General features: G+C 62.8%; 18 protein-coding genes. 6 read left to right on the forward strand and 12 right to left on the reverse strand.

Annotated features, from left to right (window positions below; all coding sequences use genetic code 11):
• Window positions 1-42: 42 nt before the first annotated feature.
• Window positions 43-792, forward strand: a complete 750-nt coding sequence (yaaA, locus tag NQ050_RS00360; RefSeq protein ID WP_257037250.1) for a peroxide stress protein YaaA — start codon at window positions 43-45, stop codon at window positions 790-792.
• On the opposite strand, the gene cobA is transcribed toward yaaA, so the two are convergent.
• Window positions 789-1,562, reverse strand: coding sequence for a uroporphyrinogen-III C-methyltransferase (gene cobA, locus NQ050_RS00365; protein WP_257037251.1), 774 nt, complete (start codon window positions 1,560-1,562; stop codon window positions 789-791). The genes yaaA and cobA overlap by 4 nt on opposite strands.
• A gap of 65 nt (window positions 1,563-1,627) precedes the next feature.
• Here cobA and NQ050_RS00370 point away from each other — a divergent pair, with 65 nt between their 5' ends.
• The gene (locus NQ050_RS00370; RefSeq protein WP_257037252.1) at window positions 1,628-3,010 is read left to right on the forward strand and encodes a protein adenylyltransferase SelO family protein; all 1,383 of its coding nucleotides are present in this window, start codon (window positions 1,628-1,630) and stop codon (window positions 3,008-3,010) included.
• On the opposite strand, the gene NQ050_RS00375 is transcribed toward NQ050_RS00370, so the two are convergent.
• The 5 genes from NQ050_RS00375 to mqo form a co-directional block, all read right to left on the reverse strand.
• Window positions 3,007-4,413: a cobyrinate a,c-diamide synthase gene (locus NQ050_RS00375; protein WP_257037253.1), complete on the reverse strand. Its 1,407-nt coding sequence runs from the start codon at window positions 4,411-4,413 to the stop codon at window positions 3,007-3,009. The two genes, NQ050_RS00370 and NQ050_RS00375, sit on opposite strands and share 4 nt — an antisense overlap.
• Entirely contained in the window at window positions 4,407-5,027 is a 621-nt protein-coding gene (cobO, locus tag NQ050_RS00380; RefSeq protein WP_257037254.1) for a cob(I)yrinic acid a,c-diamide adenosyltransferase, read from the reverse strand. The genes NQ050_RS00375 and cobO overlap by 7 nt, the downstream gene beginning before the upstream one ends.
• Window positions 5,028-5,088: 61 nt before the next feature.
• A complete protein-coding gene (locus NQ050_RS00385; protein ID WP_257037255.1) occupies window positions 5,089-5,835 on the reverse strand; it encodes a VWA domain-containing protein in 747 nt (248 codons plus the stop codon).
• Window positions 5,810-6,964 carry an ATP-binding protein gene (locus NQ050_RS00390; protein WP_257037256.1) on the reverse strand — a complete coding sequence of 385 codons (1,155 nt, stop codon included), beginning with the start codon at window positions 6,962-6,964 and terminating at the stop codon, window positions 5,810-5,812. The genes NQ050_RS00385 and NQ050_RS00390 overlap by 26 nt, the downstream gene beginning before the upstream one ends.
• Window positions 6,965-7,035: 71 nt before the next feature.
• A complete protein-coding gene (gene mqo, locus NQ050_RS00395; RefSeq protein ID WP_257037257.1) occupies window positions 7,036-8,532 on the reverse strand; it encodes a malate dehydrogenase (quinone) in 1,497 nt (498 codons plus the stop codon).
• A gap of 561 nt (window positions 8,533-9,093) precedes the next feature.
• On the opposite strand from mqo, the gene NQ050_RS00400 reads away from it, so the two are divergent.
• From NQ050_RS00400 to NQ050_RS00410, 3 genes are read left to right on the forward strand one after another with little or no spacing between them, the layout of a single operon-like run.
• Window positions 9,094-10,140 (forward strand): alpha/beta hydrolase, encoded by a 1,047-nt coding sequence (locus tag NQ050_RS00400; protein WP_257037258.1) that lies wholly within the window; start codon window positions 9,094-9,096, stop codon window positions 10,138-10,140.
• Window positions 10,137-11,537, forward strand: coding sequence for a mycothione reductase (mtr, locus tag NQ050_RS00405; RefSeq protein WP_257037259.1), 1,401 nt, complete (start codon window positions 10,137-10,139; stop codon window positions 11,535-11,537). Before NQ050_RS00400 ends, mtr begins: the two co-directional genes overlap by 4 nt.
• Entirely contained in the window at window positions 11,537-12,289 is a 753-nt protein-coding gene (locus tag NQ050_RS00410; protein WP_257037260.1) for a hypothetical protein, read from the forward strand. The genes mtr and NQ050_RS00410 overlap by 1 nt, the downstream gene beginning before the upstream one ends.
• Here the strand turns inward: NQ050_RS00410 and NQ050_RS00415 are convergent.
• Genes NQ050_RS00415 through dxr form a run of 6 tightly spaced genes read right to left on the reverse strand, consistent with a single transcriptional unit; the run spans window position 12,260 to window position 20,219 of the window.
• Window positions 12,260-13,699 (reverse strand): cobyric acid synthase, encoded by a 1,440-nt coding sequence (locus tag NQ050_RS00415; RefSeq protein WP_257037261.1) that lies wholly within the window; start codon window positions 13,697-13,699, stop codon window positions 12,260-12,262. The two genes, NQ050_RS00410 and NQ050_RS00415, sit on opposite strands and share 30 nt — an antisense overlap.
• Window positions 13,700-13,715: 16 nt before the next feature.
• The gene (gene map, locus NQ050_RS00420; protein WP_257037262.1) at window positions 13,716-14,615 is read right to left on the reverse strand and encodes a type I methionyl aminopeptidase; all 900 of its coding nucleotides are present in this window, start codon (window positions 14,613-14,615) and stop codon (window positions 13,716-13,718) included.
• 47 nt (window positions 14,616-14,662) lie between these two features.
• The gene (locus NQ050_RS00425) at window positions 14,663-16,519 is read right to left on the reverse strand and encodes a penicillin-binding transpeptidase domain-containing protein (protein WP_257037263.1); all 1,857 of its coding nucleotides are present in this window, start codon (window positions 16,517-16,519) and stop codon (window positions 14,663-14,665) included.
• 59 nt (window positions 16,520-16,578) lie between these two features.
• The gene (gene ispG / locus NQ050_RS00430; RefSeq protein ID WP_257037264.1) at window positions 16,579-17,775 is read right to left on the reverse strand and encodes a flavodoxin-dependent (E)-4-hydroxy-3-methylbut-2-enyl-diphosphate synthase; all 1,197 of its coding nucleotides are present in this window, start codon (window positions 17,773-17,775) and stop codon (window positions 16,579-16,581) included.
• 32 nt (window positions 17,776-17,807) lie between these two features.
• On the reverse strand, window positions 17,808-19,022 hold the full coding sequence (locus NQ050_RS00435; RefSeq protein ID WP_257037266.1) for an RIP metalloprotease: 1,215 nt from the start codon (window positions 19,020-19,022) through the stop codon (window positions 17,808-17,810).
• A 42-nt stretch (window positions 19,023-19,064) separates the two neighbouring features.
• Window positions 19,065-20,219 (reverse strand): 1-deoxy-D-xylulose-5-phosphate reductoisomerase, encoded by a 1,155-nt coding sequence (dxr, locus tag NQ050_RS00440; RefSeq protein WP_257037356.1) that lies wholly within the window; start codon window positions 20,217-20,219, stop codon window positions 19,065-19,067.
• Between the two features lie 251 nt (window positions 20,220-20,470).
• Between dxr and NQ050_RS00445 the strand changes: the two genes are divergently transcribed.
• On the forward strand, window positions 20,471-20,893 hold the full coding sequence (locus tag NQ050_RS00445; protein ID WP_257037267.1) for a DUF2631 domain-containing protein: 423 nt from the start codon (window positions 20,471-20,473) through the stop codon (window positions 20,891-20,893).
• The last annotated feature ends 16 nt before the right edge of the window (window positions 20,894-20,909 follow it).

Consider the following 20,909-nt stretch of genomic DNA (forward strand, 5'->3'; position numbering starts at 1 on the left):
AAGCTGTAGGAAACGGTTGGGAAAACGGTAAGGTGAACCACCATGTTGATCATCCTGCCCCCGAGTGAAACCAAGGCAGCAGGCGGCAACGGCCCCGCGTTGGATCTTGGCGCCCTCTCCTTCCCCCAGCTCACCGAAACGCGCCGGGAAATCTTGGAGGACCTGCGCGCGTTGGACGTCGGAACGGCGCTCGGTGTGCTTGGAATTTCGGAGTCGCTGCGCGGCGAGGCGGAGGCGAATCTGGAGGTGCTGAGTTCCCCCACCATGCCGGCGCTGCACAGGTTCACGGGGGTGCTTTTCGACGCCCTCAACGCCACTTCCCTCCCGCAGGAGGCATGGGGGCACCTGGCTGTGGGGGATGCGTTGTTCGGGGTGGTGATGGCGCAGGATTTGATCCCCAAGTACCGCCTCTCCGGCGGGACCAAGCTGCCAGACGCCAAGGGAAACAGCCCCACCATGAAGGCGCGTTGGGGCACGCAGATCAGCCGGGCACTCGAAGCGGTAGACGGGCTCGTGGTGGACCTGCGTTCGGGCACCTACCAGCAGCTCGGAAAACGAAAAGGTGCGGTGACGGTGCGTGTGGAAACCGAGGCTCCCGACGGCACCCGCAAGGTAGTGAGCCACTTCAACAAGCACTACAAAGGTTTGCTCGCACGCGACCTCGCGCTCGCCGCAGGAACAGGAGCAGCCACACCAGCCACAGCCGAAGATGTGGCGGAGATCGCCCGCGCAGCCGGCCACCGGATTGAGCTCGATGAGGGAAGTTCGCAGCTCACGATGGTGGTGAGCTAGGTGCCCAGTCCGGCTACCTCACCGATCACGTACACGGCCGGCGGGTGGACGTCGTGCTCGCTCATGCTGTGCGCGAGTGTTCCCAGCGTGCAGTGGTAGGAGCGCTGTTGTTCGGTGCTGCCTTCCTGGATAACCACGGCCGGGGTGTTGGGGTCCATGCCGGCATCCATAAGGGCTTGGGTGATGTGCGGGGCGTTTTTCACGCCCATGATGACCGCGAGCGTGCCGCCGGTGTGGGCGAGTGCGCGGAAGTCGTTGAGGGAGCTTGGGTGCCCCGGGGGAACGTGCCCGGAAATCACGGTGAAGCTGTGCACCACCCCACGTTGGGTGATGGGGATGCCAGCCAACGCTGGGACTGAAATTGCGCTTGTCACGCCGGGAATCACCTCGCAGGCGATGCCGCGTTTCGCGAGTGCCTGTAGCTCTTCGAACCCTCGCCCGAATACATAGGGATCGCCGCCTTTGAGCCGTGCCACTTTCTTGCCGGCGAGCGCGTGCTCGATGAGCAGCTCGTTGATTTTCTCCTGAGCCACCTGCTTGCCGTAGGGCAGCTTGGACACGTCAATGAGTTCTTTGTTGCTGGTGTCGCAAAGCTTGTCCAGTTCCACGGTGGGTCCGAGGTGGTCGCACAGAATAACCTCCGCCTCTTGCAGGCGGTGCATGCCGCGCACCGTGATGAGGTCCCAGGCGCCGGGGCCGCCGCCGATGAGTGCAACGGGGTGCGCGTGGGACTGGAGGGGGTATTGGTTGCTTGGCTCGTGCGAACTCATAGTTGCATAGCTTAGCCCTGCTGCTCGCGGATAAGCACCTTGGGGCAAGCAGGTAAGGTGGGGCCATGGTTGAGCGCAGGTTTGAGCCCCAGTTTGAGCCCACAACGTTCCAGCGTGACCTCCCCGAGTTGTGTGCCGAGGTCCGGGTGGCGCCCTTCCCCAAGCTTGAGGTGGCCGCCTTCAATGAGGACCTCGGGGCACAGCTCGGGATCAGTGCCACCGAGCTCCTGGAGGCCGTGGAAGGTGCCCAGGGTGTGGCGGTGGCATACGCAGGCCACCAGTTTGGCCAGCTTGTCCCTTCCCTAGGCGATGGCCGAGCGCTCACCCTGGGTCAATTCCCGCAGGGTCTCAACGGCCAGCCCGCGGAGGTGGGCCTGAAAGGCAGCGGCCGCACCCCGTTTTCCCGCGGCGGCGACGGATTGGCAACGCTCGGCCCCATGCTGCGCGAGTACCTCGTCTCCGAGGCCATGCACGCCCTTGGTATCCCCACCACCCGTTCCCTTGCGGTACTCACCACCGGCCAGAAGGTGCAGCGCAGGAAAGTGGAACCCGGCGCGGTGTTGGTGCGGGTGGCGGCCTCTCAGGTCCGAGTGGGCACCTTTGAGTTTGTGGCTATGCGCTCGCATGAGGTGCTCCAGCGGCTTCTAGGCCACACGTATTCCCTCCTGAGTGGTGCTCCGGGTGAAGCTTCGCATGATGTCTCCCCAGCCGAGCAGGCAGGTTTTGTGTTTGATCAGGTGGTTCGGCGTCAGGCGGCGTTGGTTGCCCAGTGGATGAAGGTGGGCTTTGTGCATGGGGTGATGAACACGGATAACGTGCAGTTGTTCGGCCAGACCATCGACTACGGCCCCTGTGCCTTCCTTGATTCCTACGATCCCGATGCGAAGTTCAGCTCCATCGACACCACGCGGCGCTACCGCTTCTCCGCGCAGCCCGAGGTGATGGCTTTCAATCTGGCGCGCTTTGCCGAATGCTTGTTGCCCTTCGCCGGCGAGCAGGTGCTGATGGAGCAGCTTGGCACGTTTCAGCAGCACTTCGATCAGGCGTACCGACGCGCCACCGCCTCCACGTTCGGCGTCTCTGACGGCGCCCTGGCCCAGGAGTTTTTGGACTTCATGCAGGCCGGCGCGTTGGATTACACGGCCACGGTGCGCGGGCTTGCCGAAGGCATCGTGCCCTCTGGGGTTGAGCAGTGGGAGCAGCGTTGGCGTTGCCTGGAACCGGACTTCGCGGCGATGCGCCGCTCCAACCCGGTGTATATCCCCCGCAACCACGTGGTGGAGGAGGTGCTCAAGGATGCCGAGCGCGGCGACTTTGCCCCCTTTGAGCAGGTGTTTGCCAAGGTGACCAACCCCTTTGAGGCGATCACCGAGGATGCGGCGTTGGACCCGCTGGCAGTGGGGCCGGGGCCGGATGCCCCAGAGATCATCACCTACTGCGGCACCTAGCGCCCCACTGGCCCTTCACCAGCTGCGTGGCAGGCCTGGACAAAGCGCCGGATCGCCTGCGGCGTGGAGGCCGGGTGGACGTGCAGGTAGCTGGCGTGCACGTTGCCCTGGATGAACCCTTCTTGCTTGTTGCTGCCGTCGAAGGCGCGCCAGCCCCACGCCGGGGCGAAGCCTTCCAAGTGTTGCGCTTCAAGTGCGGTGTGGTGGAATTCGTGGCCTAGGATGCGCTCGCCTTGTTGGTAGAGCAGGGAATCGTGCAGCGCCACTGCTTCGCGGTAGCCGAGGGTGAGCCTGCGCCCCATGGCTGCGCTGGTGGGGATGACGCCCAGCATTTCGTGGCCGTCGAGCGCCTCGAGCAGCCACAGCAGGCCCGCGCATTCCGCGTGGACCGGCATGCCTTCTGCGATGCGTGCGCGCACATGTTCCCGCAGTTGGGTGTTGGCGGCCAATTGTGCGCAGTGTTCCTCGGGGAATCCACCAGGGATGATTAGCCCAGAACATTCGGGCAGCGGTTCGCTTAGGGGGTCAAAGTCGATCACCTCGGCCCCCGCCGCGCGCAGTAGTTCCACGTGTTCTGCATAGGTGAAGGAAAATGCCGGCCCGCCGGCCATGGCAATGCGCACACTCCCCTGCGGCAGCGCATTGCCCACCTCCGCCTTGGGGTCCCAGGCGGGCACCTGCACATCACTGCGTGCGAGTGCCACCAGCGCATCCAGGTCCACGTGCTGGGAAACCATCTGCGCCATGGAGTCCACGGTGTGGGTTACCCCGCCGAGCTCTCCTGTGGTCACCAACCCAAGGTGGCGGGAGGGCACCTCGGCGTCATCCACCCTGGGGATCGCGCCGAGCACGGGAATCCCGTAAGCCTCCACGGCTTGCGTGCACACCTCGGCGTGCCGAGGTGTGCCCACCTTGTTCAAAATCACGCCGGCCACCTGCACTTGGTCGCTGTGGCTGGCAAAGCCATGCACCACGGCACCCACAGACTGGCTCATGCCGCGAACATCCACCACCAGCACCACCGGCAGCCCCAACAGCGCTGCAATTTCCGCAGTGGAGCCTTGAGCCAAGCCCACCTGGTGCTGACCTTGGGCGGGGATGCGGCCGTCGAAAAGCCCCATCACACCCTCCACAACCGCAATGTCCGCGCCCTGCGCACCGTGTGCATACATCGGCGTCATGCGTTGCGCGCCGCACATCACGGAGTCCAGGTTGCGGCCCACACCGCCGGCGGCGAGGCCGTGGTAACCAGGGTCGATGTAGTCCGGGCCCACCTTAAACGGCGCCACCTTCATGGAGGCGGAAAGCGCCCGGATTAAGCCCGTTGCAATTGTGGTTTTCCCTGACCCGGAGCTGGTTGCTGCGATCACCACACCGGGAGCAGGGGCCGGCGTGCCTACCACTCGATGCCCTTTTGCCCCTTGCGACCCTGGTCCATTGGGTGCTTGATTTTTGTCATTTCCGTGACCAGATCCGCCACCTCAATGAGTTTGGGGTCTGCGTTTCGGCCGGTAATTACCACATGCTGAGTACCGGGACGGTTGCGCAGGGTGTCCGCTACATCATCCACGTCGATCCAGCCCCACTTGATCGGGTAGGTGAATTCGTCGAGCACATAGAAGTCATGGGCCTCATCAGCCAGGCGGCGCTTAATTTCCTCCCAGCCTTCGCGGGCATCGCGGGCGTGGTCTTCCTCGGTTCCGGCTTTCTTGGACCAACTCCAGCCCTCACCCATTTTGTGCCACTCAACGGCGCCGCCCTCGCCGGTCTGTTCATGCAGCTCACCGAGGCGCTTGAACACGCTTTCCTCCCCCACGCGCCACTTGGCGGACTTCACAAACTGGAATACCCCCACGTTCATGCCCTGGTTCCAAGCGCGCATGGCCATCCCGAACGCGGCGGTGGACTTCCCCTTCCCCTCACCGGTATGCACTGCGGTGATGGGCAGCAGGCGGCGCTGCCTGGTGGTGAGCCCGTCGTTTGGGATGTTTGCCGGATCAACCTTACCTTGAGGCACGCTGCCACTACCTTCCTGTTCTACTGAAGCTCTCGCACAAATACGGTACCAGCGGCCGGCGCTAGAGCGCGCGCACCACATCGGCCACCGCGTCCGCGGAAAGCTCCTCCAAACGCACGCAAGGCGCCCCGAGCTGCACCGCAAGCTCCCGGGCAAGCCCCAGGCGGACCCTGCCCTGGGCTTCGCAGTCAATCACGACGCTGCCAAGGTCTGCTTCTCCCGCAAGTCTCCTCGCGGCCTCCCGCGCCCCTGCCATTCCGGCTCCTGCGGTGGCGCGGCCGTCGGAAAGCAGCACCATGATTCCCCTGCGGCCGGGTTCTTTGCGCGCTTGGCGGGTGAACACCTGGTGCGCCATCACCAGCCCCTCGGCAAGCGGGGTGCGCCCGCCGGTGGCTACTTCTTTCAGGCGTTTCACCGCTACGTCCACGGAGCCGGTGGGTGGGAGGATGAGTTCCGGGGCTGCGCCGCGGACGCTGATCACCGCCACTTTGTCGCGGCGCTGGTAGGCATCCTGCAGGAGGCTGAGCACCGCTCCGGTGACTGTTGCAAGGCGATCTTTCGCCGCCATGGACCCCGATGAGTCCACCACGAACACGATGAGGTTCGATTCCCGCCCTGCGCGCAGTGCCCCACGCAGATCCTGCGGTGTGAGTTGGAGCATACCCTGGTCAATCGCGGCCCCGCGTTCGGCGGCGGCGAGCACACTACCCACCAGGTGTATGCCGTGGCCCTGGGTGATGGCGCGGACGTTGGCGCCGTGGGAGGAGTAGGCCTTGGAGCGCCTACCTGGTATTCCCTGCTGGCCCATTCCCGCGCGGCGCAGCGGGCGCAGTGCGAAAGGGGGCGCCGAGCTCGGCGCGACCCCCTTGACCATCGGACTGCCCATCAGACTGCCCATCGAACTGCGTCTGGGGTGACTCCGGTGCTTGGTCTTCCCCGTTGGTTTCCGGTGCCGTCTCTGGATCGGTGTCAGAATCGGGGCCAGAATCGGGGATGTCGCGCTGCGCTTGGTCCAGGGTGTCTTCGAGCTGTTGTTGGTCAAGACCCGGCTCATCAAAGGGATCGCGGCGGCGACGGTGCGGCAGCGCGAGTTCGGCTGCCACCTTGATGTCCTGGTCCTCCACTGCGTCAGCACCGCGCCATGCGGCGTGGGCGATGGCGGTGCGGGCGATCACCAGGTCTGCACGCATGCCGTCCACGTCAAAAGCGGCGCAGATGTGTGCGATGCGCATAAGGCTGGTGTCGCTCAGCACAACCTTTTCTACCTGGGCTTTTGCCTGGCGGATCTGCTGCGCGATCTGCTCCGTTTGTTCCGCGTAGCTGTGCGCGAAGCCGTTCGGATCTGCTTCAAAGGCGAGCCTCCTGCGGATGATCTCTGCCCGCACCTGCACGTCTTTGCTGCCTGCCACGTCCACGGCCAAGCCGAAGCGGTCCAAAAGCTGCGGGCGTAGCTCGCCTTCCTCAGGGTTCATGGTGCCCACCAGCACAAAGCTCGCGGGGGTGGTGTGGGAGATGCCGTCGCGCTCCACGGTGACCTGCCCGGTGGCCGCGGCGTCCAGGAGAGCATCCACCAGGTGGTCGGCGAGCAGGTTCACCTCATCAACGTAGAGCACACCTCCGTCTGCCTGGGACAGGAGACCTGGGTTAAAGGTAGCCTTGCCGGTGGTGAGCACCGTTTCCATGTCGATACTGCCCACCACACGGTCCTCGGTCGCACCGATGGGCAGGTTCACTAGCGGTGCGCCATCCAGGAGCGCTGCGAAGGCGCGGACCGTGGTGGTTTTGGCCGTGCCCTTTTCCCCACGAATCACCACGCCCCCGATCCCTGGGGTGATGGCGTTGAGGATCAGCGCCAACTGAAGCTGATCCTGACCAACCACCGCCGGAAATGGGAACGAGGGCTTGGTGCGTGAGGCTCCGGCTGTGGGCGTACTCAACTCGGCTCAACTCCTAGGTGCATTGGATTCCTTTAAGTGGCAACAAGTGCCGAACAATGCACCCTAGGGTACTACTTCTCCAACTCGAGGGTCTTTTGGGTGTACTCCCACATTTCCTCAAACAGCTTCTTGTTGGTTGCCAACTTGATGCCGTAGGAGGGGACCATTTCCTTGATCTTGTCGCCCCACACCACCATGTGGTCACCGAAGCAACGCTCCAGGAGTTCCACCATTGCCGCTGGTGCAATGGAGGCGCCTGGGGATGCACCCAGCAGACCTGCGATGGTGCCGTCTGCAGAGTTGATGAGCGAGGTACCAAAGGCCAGTGTGGAGAAGCTTGGGCCGGCCACTGGCTGGATCGCCTGGACGCGCTGACCGGCAACGACAAGCTCCCAGTCCTCATCCTTGGCGTTTGGCATGTACTCGCGCAGGGTCTCCATGCGGGCTGCCTGGTCCTTGACCACCTCGGTGATGAGGTACTTGGTCAAGCCCATTTCCTGTACACCCACGCCGACGTAGGACAGGAGGTTCGATGGGCGGATGGACTTAAACAGGTCAAAGTAGGTGCCGGTCTTGAGGAACTTCGGAGTCCACCCAGCGTAAGGGCCGAACAGCAGGCCCTTCTTGCCGTCGATCACGCGGGTATCCAGGTGTGGCACGGACATTGGTGGAGCATCCACAGATGCCTGCCCGTACACCTTTGCCGCGTGGCGCTCAATGATCTCCTCATTGGTGCAGCGCAGCCACATGCCGGAAACCGGGAAGCCACCCCAGCCACGAATTTCTGGGATTCCGGATTTCTGCAGTAGTGGGAGTGCCATGCCGCCCGCACCCACGAACACGAACTTGGCGCGCACCACCTGGGTATCTCCGGTGTGTACGTTCTTCACGGTGATCTTCCAACGGGCGCCGTCGCGCTGGAGGTTCTTCACCTCATGGCCGTAGCGGATCTCGGTACCCTCGCGCTCAGCAGCCGCCAAGAACTGCTTGGTTTGTGCACCGTAGTTGATGTCCGTACCGGCGTCAGTCCAGGAAGCGGCAACGGGCTCGTGTGGGGAACGCCCTTCCCCCATCAGCGGCAGGAGCTTGGTGAACTCCTCTCGGTCATCGGTGTACTGCATGTTCGGGAACAGCGGGTGGTTCTCTAGAGCCTCGAAGCGCTTCTTAATGTAGGCAACCTGCTGTTCACCACGGCCAAAGGAAACGTGCGGAACCGGGTTGATCCATTCTCGTGGATTGGGAAGTACGCCTTGGTTCACCTGGTAGGACCAGAACTGGCGCGACATCTGGAACTTCTCATTCACGCCCACGGCCTTGGCAATATCAATCTTGCCGTTGACCTCTGGGGTGTAATTGAGCTCGCAAAGAGCCGAGTGGCCGGTGCCTGCGTTGTTCCATGGGGAGGAAGACTCTTCTGCGGGGGCGTCCAGGCGCTCGAAGACGATCTGCGACCAGTTTGGCTCCAGGGTACGAAGCATCGCTCCCAGGGTGGCGCTCATAATGCCGGCGCCGATGAGGGCAACATCGACCTCATCAATCACGTGCTGCGGTTTCTTGGAATCTGACATGTTCAAACTTCCTTGAATCTTCCGTTTTTTGGTTTTCCCAATGTGCTTTATGAACTGTTTACGTCAATCCGCGGAAGCTGTTCCTGCGGCAGGAGACATGAAAATCCATGGAAAGCATGGTGAAATTCATGCTACGCCGTGCCATCCTGAAAATTGCAACGGCCCACAACAATTTTGTTGATAGGTACGCTTTTTCCGAGTTTTGACCCCCATATTGGTGTAAAAACGCGCCCAAGCACCACTTTCACACCAAAACCCCACCGCCGGAAGCTCGGCAGAACCTACACAACACCTACAGAACACAGGCTGCCATGCACCCGATGGGGAGTGACGGGAAAACAAAATTCACAACGGTTCACTTTACGCCGATTTCATTTTCCCAGTACACAGAATTCACCTCCCCTCCCCCAAATACCCAGTATTCCAAGCATTCTCGCGAGCATCCCCACCCCCTACCGCCACCCCCACTTACTGAACTCTCAGGCTGAGATTCCGCACAAGGCTCTGCGCTGGTGCGGTGGACGTCGGACTGCTCCCCTGAAGCCGACTAGCATGTCCTTCATGGACCTCGCTGATCACAACCTCACCTGGAGGCCAGACATCCTGGGTGCAGATTACGCGTGCACCACCTTGGAGCTTCGCACTTCTCCGCAAGACCTTGGACCGCTCACCGAACCCAGCGCCGCCCGGGCGGTATTGGTTCGCCACCGCCCCGCGGCCCTGGATGCACCCGCGGTGCTGTGGATCCACGGCATGACGGATTACTTCTTCCACACTCACGTTGCCGAGCACCTTCACGCGCTGGGTTACGCCACCTACGGCATTGACCTGCGCCGCTGCGGCCGAGCCCACCGCGAGGGGCAATTGTGGCACTACACCGCGGACGTCGATGTGTACTTTGAGGAGCTCACCCAGGCGCTGGAAATCATCCTCGCCACCCATCCCACCGTGGTACCCATCGGACACTCCACCGGTGGTCTCATTGCTGCCCGCTGGGTGGCGTGGCTGCGCGAACATCGGCCTGAACTCCATGCACGCATTCCTTCCCTGGTGCTCAACAGCCCGTGGCTGGACATGCACGGCCCAACCCTCGGCGTGCGTGCCTCCATCCCCGTGGTGCTCTCCGTGGGCAAGCGCAACCCTGGGCGCCTGCTTCCCGTTGGAAGGTCAGAGTTTTATGGCCGCTCGCTACACAAAGACCACCAGGGCCAGTGGGAGTATGACCTCACCTTGAAGCCCCTGGGTGGGCATAAGAAGTACTTTGGCTGGCTACGCAGCGTGATCTTGGCGCAAGAGGGCATTCACCGCGGCACAGTGGATTGCGAGGTACCGGTACTCACTTTGTGCTCGGACCGCTCCATTGACTCCAAAACCACCAACAGCGCCACCCCGCACACCCACGGTGACGCCGTCTTGGACACCCTGCAAATCCGGTCCCGCAGCCCAATGCTGAGCCACAGCGTCAGCGTAGAGGCAATCCGCAACGCCGGGCACGACGTATTCCTCTCCGATCCCGAGCCGCTACGCCAAGCGTTCGCGCACCTTGACCGCTGGCTAGCAGCCACCGCCCCAGAACCCAACAACTCCCAAAAAGGACTCCCCCAATGAGCGCAGCACCGCATGCAGACAAGCACTTTGACCTCATCATTATCGGCTCCGGCTCCGGCAACTCGATCCCGGGCCCCCACAACCACCACAAGTCCATTGCGATTGTGGAGCCTGGCCGCTTCGGCGGAACCTGCCTGAACGTGGGCTGCATCCCCACAAAGATGTACGTGTACGCCGCTGAGGTTGCGCACATGGTGAAAACTGCCGGTCGCTACGGGGTGCACGCCCAATTCCAGGGTGTGGATTGGCCCTCCATCCGGGAGCGGGTGTTCGACCAGCGCATTGACCTCATCTCCTCCAGCGGCGAGGAGTACCGCCGCGGGCCAAAGACCCCAAACATTGAGGTGTTTGACGCCCCGGCGCGCTTTGTTGCGCAACGCACCATCGCCACCGGCCAGGGCGATCAGGCGATGGTCATCAGCGGGGATCAGATTGTGCTCGCGGCTGGGGCTCGCCCGCACATCCCGGAGGTCATCGCAGACTCTCAGGTGACGTACCACACCAATGAAACCATCATGCGTCTGGATGCCCTGCCGAAATCCATGACTGTCCTGGGCGGCGGCTTCGTAGCCCTGGAATTCGCGCACGTCTTTGAGGCCTTTGGCACCAAGGTTACGTTGATCAACCGCTCGGATCGCCTCATGCGCACGCTCGACGACGACATCTCCGCGCGCATCACCGAGCTCACCAGCGAAAAGATCACCACGCACCTGGGCCGGGTAGTCACCGCCGCCAGCGAGGACGAGCACGGGGTAACGGTCACGCTTGACGACGCCACCACGGTCACATCAGAAGTGCTGCTTGTGGCCACCGGCCGCATCCCAAATGGCGACCAGATGGACCTTGCATTGGGCGGCATTGAGATGCAGGGGCAAGACGTGGTGGTGGACAAGTACGGCCGCACCACTGCCCCAGGCGTGTGGGCGCTCGGCGACATCTCCTCCCCCTACAAGCTCAAGCATGTGGCAAACGCCGAAATGCGCGCAATCCGCCACAACCTTGACGTCACCGACCCCGCGGACCTCCAGGAACTCCCCCACACCTTTGTGCCCACCGGGGTGTTCACCATCCCTCCGATCGGCTTCGTGGGACTCACCGAGCGCGAGGCACGAGCCGAGGGCTTGGACATCACGGTGAAGATCCAAAACTACGGTGATGTTGCCTACGGCTGGGCAATGGAAGACACCACCGGCTTTGCCAAGATCATCGCGGATCGCAGCACCGGCAAGATTCTGGGCGCACACTACATCGGCCCAGAGGCGCCGACCTTGGTCCAGCAGATCATCACGGCAATGAACTTTGACATTGGCGCCCCGGAGTTGGCCACCAACCAATACTGGATCCACCCTGCGCTGCCCGAGGTCACGGAAAACGCCCTGTTGGGCCTCGAATTCTAATGCCGCACCACCCCTACCCTTGGCGGGCGGGCACCCTCGGGGTGTCCACCGCCACCTTCATCTGCCTAGCGGTGCTGTGCAACCAGGTGATGCGTAGCGACGCCCCCTACGCCGTCCTCCTCGCCGCGGCAGTGGCGTGCAGCGCCGGCAGTTGCCTGCTGTGGCTGCGCCGTTGGCGCTGTTATGACACTCAGCAGCTTCCCGCCCGCGTGGGCCAAGCATTGAGTGCTCTTGGCGGGCTCACAGTGCTCGTGGTGGGGATGATCCTTGCCATCGCCACCCAAAGCTCCGCCCAGGTGGTGCAGGAGACGGCGCTGCAGGCCATCACCCAGGCCATGCCTATCGCGGTGGTGTTCAGTTTTTGCGGTGGCCTGCTGTTGCTGCCCAACCGTAGCGCCGCGGCTGTGGTGGGCGTGACCGTGGCCGCTACCCTGGCGGCCACCTGGCTGGCAATCAACCGGGAGCCGAACCTCTTGATGATCGGCGTTGCCGCCACGAGCCTTGCCGGCGCCAGTGTGGCGCTGGTGGCGTCGGTACGCGCTCGGGTGTGGCTCGCCGCGGCCGCCGCGTTCCTGGTGGGGGTGCATGTTGCCGGTTACTTCGTGCTGGCGCTCGGGGTGATTAGCGCCCTGAGTTTGCGGCTGGTGGCGTGGGCGATCCTCATTGCGGCGGTGTGCGCCGCGGTCGCAGGGATTGGGACGGGAGCAACCCACCGCCTCAGCTCAAGCGAGGCTAGCGAGCAGAGCGTCTAGGTCCCAGTGCTGCTCAATGGTGTCCGCGATCAAGTCCAGTTGACGCAGGCGCTCGCCGTGGAAGCTGGCATTGGGGCTGGAGCTCGGCTCAAACCCATCAGGGGCGATCTGGCGGAGCCATTGTTTGCGGAAGGCATCGTGCTCAAGTTGCCCGTGACGGTGGGTGCCAAAGAACACCCCGCGCTGGCTGCCTTCATCACCGATCCAGGTCTGCTCTCGGTGATCTACCACCTGCCCGTGGTGTACTTCATAGGCGCCATTGCTGTGGCGGATGAGTGTTTTCTCCTCCTGGAACACAATGCGAGCATCGAAAATCCCGAGCCCCAGAACTGGCTCTGAGCTGGGCGCTTCCACACCTTGCGGGTCCACAATCTCCCGGCACATCATTTGGTAGCCGCCGCAAATGCCCAGCGTGGGCAGTGTCCGGGAGACAATCACCTGATCTAGGCCGCGGGAACGCAGCCAGGCGAGGTCGCTCACCGTTGCCTTGCTGCCGGGAAGCACCACCAGGTCCGCGTTCATCAGGTCGTTGGGATTGTCCGTCCAACGCACATGCACTCCAGGTTCGCAGGCCAATGCCTCAACGTCGGTGGCGTTGGACACCCTGGGCAGGCGCACCGCGGCAACACTCAAGCCCCGCCGCGCAACCGGCGCCATACCCGGACCCGACGGCCCCACTGTTGCCCCTACGCTGCTTTGCAGCGAGTCTTCAGCATCTACCCACAGGCCCTCGATGAACGGCAGCACCGCGAGCGTTTCCACACCGGTCCGGCGGGCGAGGTCTTCCAGCCCTGGCTGCAAAATGGAGGCATCGCCGCGGAACTTGTTCACCACAAATCCCTTGATCCGCGCTCGGTCCTCGGCCCTGACAATCTGATGCGTGCCGTAGAAATGCGCGAGCACTCCCCCGCGGTCGATGTCACCCACCAAGTACACGGGCAGGTCAGCAGCCTGGGCCAACCCAAAATTCGCGACGTCCGTCTCCCGCAGGTTGATTTCCGCAGGCGAGCCCGCGCCCTCGCAGATCACAAGGTCAAATTCCCGACGCAAACCGGCCAACGCCTCAGCAGCAACCTCGCGCAAATGCGCTCGGTGCTCAATGTAGTTCCTGGCGCTCACGTTTCCGGTGGCCTTGCCATGTACCACGAGCTGCGAGGTTCTGTCCGAACCGGGCTTAAGCAGAATTGGGTTGAATCTGGTGCTTGGCTCCAGCCCGCAGGCCAGGGCCTGCAGTGCTTGGGCGCGCCCGATTTCCCCACCATCCGGGGTCACCGCAGAGTTGTTGGACATGTTTTGCGCCTTGAACGGCGCCACCTTGACCCCGCGGCGCGCGAACGCCCGGCACAAACCTGCCACGACTACGGACTTGCCGGCGTCGGAAGTGCACCCTGCTACAAGAAACGCGTTCATCGCCTGGCCTTTGATGTTAGATGCCCTCGTCCGGGATGGTGAGGATCTCGTTGCCGTCCTCGGTGATCACGATGGTGTGCTCGAACTGCGCAGAGAAGCTGAAGTCGGTGTTTTGCACGGTCCAGCCGTCGTCCCAAATGGTGTAATCCAGGCCGCCGAGGTTGAGCATCGGCTCCACGGTCAGGGTCATGCCGGGTTCCAGGACGTCCGTGTAGATGTTGGAATCGTAGTGCAGCACCACCAGTCCGTTGTGGAAGGTGGTGCCAATGCCATGGCCGGTGAAGTCAGTGACCACGGAGTAGCCGAAGCGCTTGGCGTAGCTTTCGATCACGCGCCCGATCACGTTGATTTCACGCCCCGGCTTGGCGGCGCGAATCCCACGCATCGTAGCTTCCTTGGTGCGCTCCACCAGCAGGCGGTGCTCCTCGGAGACCGCGCCCGCGAGGAAGGTGGCGTTCGTGTCACCGTGGACGCCGTTTTTGTAGGCGGTGACGTCGATATTCACAATGTCGCCGTCCTGAATCACCGTGGTGTCCGGGATGCCATGGCACACGATCTCGTTGAGACTGGTGCACACAGACTTTGGGTAGCCGCGATACCCCAGGCAGGAAGGATAGGCACCGTGGTCGAGCATGTACTCGTGCGCGATCCGGTCCAACTCATCAGTGGTCACACCGGGGGCCACAGCGCGGCCAGCCTCAGCCAGGGCATTCGCGGCGATCTTGCTGGCTTCACGCATCGCCTCGATCGTCTCCGGGGTCTGCACGAACGGCTCCCCCATTGCCTCATGCACCACTTTTTTCCACGCGTATTCCGGCCGAGGAATGCTCTCCGGCACGGTACGAATGGGGGTTGGGGTTCCAGGAACCAAAGGCTTGCGCTTGCTGCTCTTGCTGCTTCCGCTGTGTTCAGGCATGAGCACTATGGTAGCGCTTCAGTTGCCCCCACGGCCAAGGGCGCTAATTAAGCTGGATCAGCGCCTGGGTTGGGGTTGGGGTTGGGGTTGGCCCGCAGTTCGTCCAAGCGTAGGAAGAAGCGGTCCGTGATGGCTACGGCGTGTTCGGAGCCCCCACCGAGCACCACGAGGGTGGCAAAGGCGATGTCATCCTCGCGGTATCCGGTGAACCAGGCGTGCGAGCCCTGGTTGATTTCGGCCTCACCCGTCTTGCCGCGGATCACCCCGGCTGCCTGCATGCCTCCCGCGGTGCCGCCGGGGCCGGTCACTGCCTCCATGAGGGAGCGCAACTGCTCGATGGTGCGTGGGTCCGGGGTCTTGGGGGTGGTGTTCGCCTTGGTCTCGTGGCCGGAAACCAACGTTGGAAGCGGTGTTTTCCCAGCGGCTGCAGTTGCGGAAACCAGCGCCATGCCAAAAGGAGATACCAGCACTTCACCCTGGCCGTAGCCGGCCTCAGTCTTTGCCAGCGGCGTTTCCCCTTCCGGGATCTGGCCGGTGATGGTGTTCAGCCCCGGGACCTCGTAGTCCACGCCGATCCCGAACTCGCTGCCAATCTCCTTGAGCTGTCCCAACTCCAGTTGGGTGGAAATGTCCGCAAACGTGGTGTTGCAGGAACGCGCGAAGGCCTGCTGCAAGGAGGTGTTGCCTAAAGAAAATCCGTTGTCGTTGGTGACCACGCGCCCAAAAATGTTCATCGTGCCGGGGCACGGAACAATGGATGAAGAGTCCAGACCCTGGTCTTGGATACCTGCCGCGGCGGTAATGATCTTGAACGTGGAGCCCGGAGGGTACAGGCCCTGCAGGCCAATATCGCCCTGGGCATCGGCCTTCTTTGTCTGCGCCACCGCCAAGATATCCCCGTTAGAGGGGCGGATGGCCACGAGCACCGCTTCCATCTCTGGGCGGGTGTTCACGGCCTCCTCCGCAGCGCGCTGCACGTTGTAGTCCAAGCTCACGCGCACCGCGGGCGCCACCTGTGCCGCGTGGTATTCCAGGTCATCAATCGCGGCCCCGTCTGGGGTCACGGCTGAAATGCGCCAACCGTTTTGGCCCTCCAGGTCTTCTCCCACCAGGGTGGCGATTCTCGAGGTGATGTCCGGCGCGAAGTCGGGGTTCGGGGTGACCATCGCTGCTTCTTCGTTGAACACCACCTCCGCTACCTGGGCGAACTGCTCCTGCAGCACCTGGGCCGCCTGCTGGTCCACCGTGGCAACCGAGTACCTGCCCTGTGCCTGCTCCAGATTGTCCGCAAGCTGGGCCGCATCAATCGCGGTGACGCCCTCTCGATCGGCCCGAGCCGCATTGATTGCCCCCGCGAGCTGCGTGGCAAGCTGCCGGGGATCCACCATCTTCTCGGTATCCACGAGCACGCGCGTGACTGTGCCGGGGCTCAAGATCTCCGCGCCATCGGAACTCACCACCGACGCTTTGGCCGCCGGCACCGAACGCAATTCCATGTGCTGATTCGCACCCAGTTTGGGGTGCAGGGCGCTGGGCTGCCAACGGATGAGCCACTCCCCGTTGATCCGGTTCAATGTCATCTGCGCCTGGTAGGCAAAGCTGCGCTCACGCGGAAGATCCCAAGAAAGATCGTAGGTTGCCGTAGCAATCGACTCCCTCGTTTCCACCTCACGCAGCTCAGCGCGCAGCCCCTCTGCCTGCAAGGAACCCCATGTGGTCTCCAAAAGCGACGCCACACTCGAGGCTTGATCCGTAAGCTCCGCCGCCCCCGAAAAGTCCTGCTCGGCTACTTGCTGCAGGAAAGACTCCACCACAGGCTCTACCGACGCCGGCTTGGGCGTGCAGGCAACCAAGGCGGACGCGCCGAATGCGGCCGCCAGGATCACGGCTTGGGAGGCTCTCATGCACCACAGGATAACACCCAGCTCACAGGGAACTGCGCACACAACGCCGGGCTATGCGCCTATTTGGTGACCTTTACCGTTGGGCCAGCGCCCTCTTTGATCTCGAGGCCCTGCTCCTCAGCCAGGCGCATTGCCTCCTCGATGAGGGTTTCCACGATCTGGGATTCAGGCACGGTTTTGATGACCTCACCTTTCACAAAGATCTGTCCCTTGCCATTGCCGGAGGCCACGCCGAGGTCAGCATCGCGCGCCTCACCTGGACCATTGACCACACAACCCATCACAGCCACGCGCAACGGCACATCCATGCCCTCCAGCGCGGCGGTAACTTCCTCCGCCAGGGTGTACACATCCACCTGCGCGCGGCCGCAGGATGGGCAGCTCACAATTTCCAGGCCGCGCTCACGCAGATTCAGCGACTGCAAAATCTGGTCACCTACCTTGACTTCCTCTTTGGGGTCTGCGGAGAGTGAGACGCGGATGGTATCGCCGATACCTTCTGCAAGCAGCGCTCCGAAGGCCACGGAGGACTTAATGGTGCCCTGGAAAGCGGGACCAGCCTCGGTAACGCCCAGGTGCAGCGGGTAGTCCGTCTGAGCGGCCAACTGACGGTAAGCCTCCACCATGATCACGGGGTCATTGTGCTTGACAGAAATCTTGATGTCACCAAAGCCGTGCTCCTCAAAGAGGGAAGCCTCCCACATCGCGGACTCCACCAGGGCCTCCGGGGTGGCCTTGCCGTACTTCTCCATGATGCGGCGGTCCAGCGAGCCGGCGTTCACGCCGATGCGGATTGGGATACCGGCATCACCCGCGGCCTTGGCCACCTCTTTCACGCGGCCGTCGAACTCCTTGATATTGCCGGGATTCACGCGCACTGCGGCACAGCCGGCGTCAATCGCGGCAAAGATGTATTTGGGCTGGAAGTGAATGTCCGCGATCACGGGGATGGGCGACTTCTTCGCGATCATCGGCAGCGCTTCCGCGTCCACGGTCTTAGGGCACGCCACGCGCACGATGTCACAGCCAGCGGCGGTGAGTTGCGCGATCTGCTGAAGCGTTGCGTTCACATCGTGGGTCTTGGTGGTGGTCATGGATTGCACAGACACCGGGAAGTCAGATCCCACGCCCACATTGCCCACCATGAGCTGGCGAGTCTTGCGCCGCGGGGCCAAGGTTGGAAGCGGTGCCTCTGGCATTCCCAAACCGATCTGTTGCGTCACTGTAGGAGCACTCCTGTTCAAACTCGCATACATGCGTAAGTAGGTGGCGTAATGCTGAGAGTCTATCACCCAAATAGGCGGATCGGATTGACCACGTCTGCCACGATCACGAGCACACCCACCGCCAGCAACACGCCGGCTACCGCCATGGTGAGCGGGGTGAGTTTGGTGTAATCCGCAGGCCCAGCAGGTCCCAGCCCGCGCAGGCGCCGCAGGGCGTCGCGAAGCTTCTCATAGAGCACCACCGCGATGTGCCCGCCGTCCAGCGGCGGCAATGGGATCAGGTTGAACAGCGCCAGGAACAAGTTGAGGCTTGCCAGCATGAGGAAGAACATCGGCCACATGCTGCGCTCCACGAGCTCACCACCCACGCGGGAGGCGCCGACCACACTCATCGGGCCCTGTTCATCGCGCTCACCGCCGATGATGGACTGCGCTACGCCAGGAAGCATCGCTGGGAATTGGACGAGCCCTTGGACCGTTGCCGCGGTCATGTCTTTGGCAAAGTTCAGGGTGCCGCCAACTGCGGTGAGCGCGTTGTATTCCAGGTACACGTCTTGCAGCGGGGCCTGGGTCACACCAATTGCACCAACCTGCACGGGCGCACCGGTGGCGTCGAGGCGCTCCACTTGGGCCACCTCAACGGGGATCTGCATCTGGGTGCCATTGCGCTCCACGGTGAGTTCCACCGTCTGGCCCGGTTTAGTCCACACGTAGTCTCGGAGTTCCACGAAGCTGGCAAGCGGGGTGGCGTCGGCAGCCAGAATCCGGTCCCCCACCTGGATGCCTGCTCGCTGCGCCGGACCTTGCCCCTCACAGGTGCTCAAGGTTTGTGCGTCGATCTGGCGCGCCGGTGTGCAGGCCATTTCCCCGACCACCGCTGTGGTGTCCACGTTGTTATTGGGCAGCCCCCAGGCAATTGCGGAGCCGTACAGCACCACGAGCGCTACCAGCACGTTCATCACCACACCGCCGAGCAGCACCACAATCCGCTGCCAGGCGGGCTTCTTCCACATGGCCACGGGTTCTTCTTCCGGGGTGAGCTGGTCTTGGGCGGTCATGCCCGCAATGTCACAGAACCCGCCCAGCGGGACGGCTTTCAGGCCATACTCAATGCCATTCTTGCGCCAAGAAAACACCGTGGGGCCAAAGCCTACGAAGAACCTGCGCACCTTCATCCCGCAGGCGCGCGCGGCAGAATAGTGGCCCCATTCATGCAGCCCAATGGTCAGCGCGATACCCAACGCAAACAGGGCTACGCCCAACAAATATGAAAGCAAAACGAACCATCCGAACTGGAGCTACAACACAAACTTCTCGAACTACCGGCGCAGCGCGGCAAGCAACGCATCCGCGGTGGCACGCGCACGCTGCTCGTGCTCAAGCACCTCTTCGATGCTGGACACTACACCAGCAAACTGTGAAGCCTGCTCAAGGGTCTGCTCCACCACATCCACGATCCGCGGGAAGTGAATCTGGCGCGCGAGGAATGCCTCCGCTGCCTGCTCATTTGCCGCATTGTAGACCGCAGGGAACGTTCCACCGGCTTGAGCCACCTGCCGCGCCAGGCGCACCGCGGGGAAGGCCACATCGTCCAGGGGCTCAAACTCCCAGGTGGAGGCGGTACTAAAGTCCAGCGCAGGCTGCGCGCCAGGCACGCGGTTTGGCCAATCCAGCGCCAGGGAAATCGGCAGTTTCATGGATGGCGGGGATGCTTGCGCGATGGTGCAGCCGTCGTTGAAGGTCACCATGGAATGCACGATCGACTGCGGATGGACCACCACGTCAATATCCTCAGCCGGGACATCGAACAACAGGCTCGCCTCGATGAGCTCCAGCCCCTTGTTCACGAGCGTCGCCGAGTTCAAGGTGTTCATCTGCCCCATGGACCACGTCGGGTGTGCCGCCGCTTGCTCCGGCGTGACATCCCACATCTTTTGCCGGTCCCAGCCTCGGAACGGCCCGCCGGAGGCCGTGAGAACGAACCGCGCCACCTCGCCGCGCTGCCCGGCCAGCAAACATTGCGCCATCGCCGAGTGCTCGGAATCCACCGGCACAAGCTGCCCCGAGCGCGCCGCCTGCGTGACCAGCCGACCACCTGCAACCAGGGACTCCTTGTTCGCCAGCGCCAGCGTGGCACCAGTCTCCAGTGCTGCCATGGTGGCACCAAGCCCCATAGACCCCACGAGGGCGTTGAGCACAACGTCTGCCTCAACTTCACGCACCAACGCCGCGGCATCGCGCAGCACCGCGCCCCCCAAAGCATTGCCGACGAAGCCCGCCGCCTCAGCACTCGCCACCGCCACGGCCCCGGCGGGCAGGCCCAGGGCTTGGGCTTGCTGCACAATCAGCTCCGGGTTGGCGCCGCCTGCGGCGATGCCAACCACGGTAAACGTTTCCGGATTGTCGGCGATCACCTCCAGTGCCTGGGTGCCAATGCTGCCGGTGCTGCCGAGGAGAAGGATGCGCTTGTTCACCGCTCCATTATGCGCCACGCAACCGGACCATTTGCATTCGCACGCTACCCCCGAGCGTGTACCAACTTTCGTTTGAACATTTGGCCCTTATACCCCTGAAACGCCATTGAGGTTGGCAGATGGTGAATAAAGTCACGCGCTCCAGGCGTGACCTGCTCGCTTCACGCTGCTGATTATGCAAAAATATAGGACGACTCTGAACTTGTTTTGCGCCCTCCCCGTGGCGCACGTCCTGAATGAAGGAGAACATCGTGGCCGGTTCCCACGCAATCGCACCTGAGGTCCACAATGGCGTGTCCACCCTTGACGAGCCCTCGGCTGCATGGGGCTGGCACGACATCGGACAGCACGCCATCCAGATTGCTGGTTGGATTTCCGTTGCGTTCCTGCTTGCCTACAACTTTGGCAACCACCAGGGCCACGTTGAGACCATCTACCTGTTCACCTTCGCAGCGCTGATTGCCCTTGGCCTGCTCGTGCAACTGTTCAAGCCGCAGGGCAAGCAGGTTCGCACCGTGACCGCCCACAACAAGCCAACGGGCCACAAGGAACCAGACTGGACCTACCTGCAGGCAACCGCAACCGGCCCATACGCAGAGCTTTCCGACTCCCAACTGCGCGCCCTGAACATCGAGCCCCAGCGCGTAGCACACCTGCGCAACCTCGAGGCATAACGCTTCAACATACGCT

This window comes from Corynebacterium sp. 122RC1, from assembly GCF_024580955.1.
Taxonomy (GTDB): domain Bacteria; phylum Actinomycetota; class Actinomycetes; order Mycobacteriales; family Mycobacteriaceae; genus Corynebacterium; species Corynebacterium kozikiae.